At 26.4% G+C, this 915-nt stretch carries 1 protein-coding gene; it reads right to left on the bottom strand.

The window, feature by feature from the left end:
* Positions 1 to 564: 564 nt before the first annotated feature.
* Positions 565 to 915 (bottom strand): Ger(x)C family spore germination C-terminal domain-containing protein (locus CN514_RS24670; RefSeq protein ID WP_217993966.1); only part of this gene is annotated, 351 nt, incomplete at its 5' end.

The following is a 915-nucleotide window of genomic DNA, read 5'->3' as shown; positions in this document are numbered from 1 at the left end:
TAACTAAACAATTGTACCGCTACCCGATATCCAATTGTTATTAGATTTTTTTATCTATTCCACCAGTAGAATGAAAAATCAACCGATAAAAATTTGTTTCAGTTTAAATTAATACTTTTGAATACTGGATTTTAATTTATATCAAATTTTTACAAATTCCCGGGAAATATCTACAAATTTCTTGATTATAAGAAATAATTCTAAGTGTGATACTATATCCGTAATGACTAGTAGAAATCTATTAGTAAAACCTCGTCATAACAATGAAATATACTACTTTTCGACGAAGTTTACTTAGTGTTCGAACTTTTAAATATTGATTACAATATATTGCATTACATTAAAAAGCCCCCAAATAGTACAGGGGGCTTTTGTAGTTTCCAAATGGTGTTTTTAATAAAAGGAATAAGAAGTTTAATTTAAAGAATCTGTTAAATAATATATCTTTTTCATGATCCCTTCATCTGGTGAAGGTGATTATTTTTTAATCATTCCATTATGATCCCATCAATTCCAGAAGATACTTTGAATTCTAATTTTTCTATTCATACAGTAGCTGGTCTACTAATAAGGATAAGGTTTCCTTCTCATACCGACATTATTAATTTTAACATCAACACTTACTGTGAATTTTGCTTTTTTAAATGTATCATTCCAATTTCCTTCATATTTTTTAAAAGTTTTTGGATTTACCATGTATAATTTTTCACCAAATCCAAATGCATCTCCACCGAGTTTTTTTACTTCAGAAATGCCTTTTTCTATTGATTGTTTTATAACATTTTCAGCGGTTTTTTCGTATTTATTAAGCGTTATTGCTTTATCAAAATTAGCATTACATAATACCTCGTCAATATGGCCAATTGATTTAATTTTTATATTAATTATTGGAATATTATCTTTTATTTTAATTTC

This window comes from Bacillus sp. AFS001701 (assembly GCF_002559405.1).
GTDB lineage: Bacteria > Bacillota > Bacilli > Bacillales > Bacillaceae_G > Gottfriedia.
The sequence above is the reverse complement of the archived record's forward strand: the minus strand, read 5'-3'. Positions and strand labels throughout refer to the sequence as shown.